This is a genomic window from Streptomyces sp. NPDC003635 (assembly GCF_053587635.1).
This window is the reverse complement of record NZ_JBSFOK010000110.1, coordinates 1,971-4,491: the sequence shown is the minus strand read 5'-3', so window position 1 is coordinate 4,491 and position 2,521 is coordinate 1,971. Positions and strand designations below refer to the sequence as shown.

Here is a 2,521-nt window from a genome sequence, read left to right as displayed (position 1 = left end):
GGGGCTGTTCGTGGTTTCAGAACCAACACAGTGGACGCGAGCAACTGAGGACAAGCCCTCGGCCTATTAGTACCGGTCAACTCCACACGTTACCGTGCTTCCATATCCGGCCTATCAACCCAGTCGTCTACTGGGAGCCTTACCCTCTCAAGGAGGTGGGAATACTCATCTCGAAGCAGGCTTCCCGCTTAGATGCTTTCAGCGGTTATCCCTCCCGAACGTAGCCAACCAGCCATGCCCTTGGCAGAACAACTGGCACACCAGAGGTTCGTCCGTCCCGGTCCTCTCGTACTAGGGACAGCCCTTCTCAATATTCCTACGCGCACAGCGGATAGGGACCGAACTGTCTCACGACGTTCTAAACCCAGCTCGCGTACCGCTTTAATGGGCGAACAGCCCAACCCTTGGGACCGACTCCAGCCCCAGGATGCGACGAGCCGACATCGAGGTGCCAAACCATCCCGTCGATATGGACTCTTGGGGAAGATCAGCCTGTTATCCCCGGGGTACCTTTTATCCGTTGAGCGACGGCGCTTCCACAAGCCACCGCCGGATCACTAGTCCCGACTTTCGTCCCTGCTCGACCCGTCGGTCTCACAGTCAAGCTCCCTTGTGCACTTACACTCAACACCTGATTGCCAACCAGGCTGAGGGAACCTTTGGGCGCCTCCGTTACTCTTTAGGAGGCAACCGCCCCAGTTAAACTACCCATCAGACACTGTCCCTGATCCGGATCACGGACCCAGGTTAGACATCCAGCACGACCAGACTGGTATTTCAACGACGACTCCACAACCACTGGCGTGGCCGCTTCAAAGTCTCCCAGCTATCCTACACAAGCCGAACCGAACACCAATATCAAACTGTAGTAAAGGTCCCGGGGTCTTTCCGTCCTGCTGCGCGAAACGAGCATCTTTACTCGTAGTGCAATTTCACCGGGCCTATGGTTGAGACAGTCGAGAAGTCGTTACGCCATTCGTGCAGGTCGGAACTTACCCGACAAGGAATTTCGCTACCTTAGGATGGTTATAGTTACCACCGCCGTTTACTGGCGCTTAAGTTCTCAGCTTCGCCCCACCGAAATGGAGCTAACCGGTCCCCTTAACGTTCCAGCACCGGGCAGGCGTCAGTCCGTATACATCGCCTTACGGCTTCGCACGGACCTGTGTTTTTAGTAAACAGTCGCTTCTCGCTGGTCTCTGCGGCCACACCCAGCTCGAGCAGCAAGTGCTCTCACCAGACGTGGCCCCCCTTCTCCCGAAGTTACGGGGGCATTTTGCCGAGTTCCTTAACCATAGTTCACCCGAACGCCTCGGTATTCTCTACCTGACCACCTGAGTCGGTTTAGGGTACGGGCCGCCATGAAACTCGCTAGAGGCTTTTCTCGACAGCATAGGATCATCCACTTCACCACAATCGGCTCGGCATCAGGTCTCAGACTATGTGCAAGGCGGATTTGCCTACCTTGCGTCCTACACCCTTACCCCGGGACAACCACCGCCCGGGATGGACTACCTTCCTGCGTCACCCCATCACTCACCTACTGCAAGTCTGGTTCGTCGGCTCCACCACTCCCCTTTGCCCGAAGGCTCCGGGGCGGCTTCACGGACTTAGCATCGCCTGGTTCGATGTTTGACGCTTCACAGCGGGTACCGGAATATCAACCGGTTATCCATCGACTACGCCTGTCGGCCTCGCCTTAGGTCCCGACTTACCCTGGGCAGATCAGCTTGACCCAGGAACCCTTAGTCAATCGGCGCAAACGTTTCTCACGTTTGTATCGCTACTCATGCCTGCATTCTCACTCGTGAACCGTCCACAACTACCTTCCGGTGCTGCTTCACCCGGCACACGACGCTCCCCTACCCATCCCAGCCTCCGTTGGGAGTATGTGCTGGAATGACACGACTTCGGCGGTACGCTTGAGCCCCGCTACATTGTCGGCGCGGAATCACTAGACCAGTGAGCTATTACGCACTCTTTCAAGGGTGGCTGCTTCTAAGCCAACCTCCTGGTTGTCTGTGCGACTCCACATCCTTTCCCACTTAGCGTACGCTTAGGGGCCTTAGTCGATGCTCTGGGCTGTTTCCCTCTCGACCATGGAGCTTATCCCCCACAGTCTCACTGCCGCGCTCTCACTTACCGGCATTCGGAGTTTGGCTAAGGTCAGTAACCCGGTAGGGCCCATCGCCTATCCAGTGCTCTACCTCCGGCAAGAAACACACGACGCTGCACCTAAATGCATTTCGGGGAGAACCAGCTATCACGGAGTTTGATTGGCCTTTCACCCCTAACCACAGGTCATCCCCCAGGTTTTCAACCCTGGTGGGTTCGGTCCTCCACGAAGTCTTACCTCCGCTTCAACCTGCCCATGGCTAGATCACTCCGCTTCGGGTCTTGAGCGCGCTACTACATCGCCCTATTCGGACTCGCTTTCGCTACGGCTTCCCCACACGGGTTAACCTCGCAACACACCGCAAACTCGCAGGCTCATTCTTCAAAAGGCACGCAGTCACGAGAC

General features: G+C 56.6%; 1 rRNA gene (running past one end of the window). It reads right to left on the bottom strand.

The features are described 5' to 3' along the window. Positions 1 to 45: 45 nt before the first annotated feature. Positions 46 to 2,521, bottom strand: a 23S ribosomal RNA gene (locus ACWDRW_RS40145); it runs 162 nt beyond the window's last position.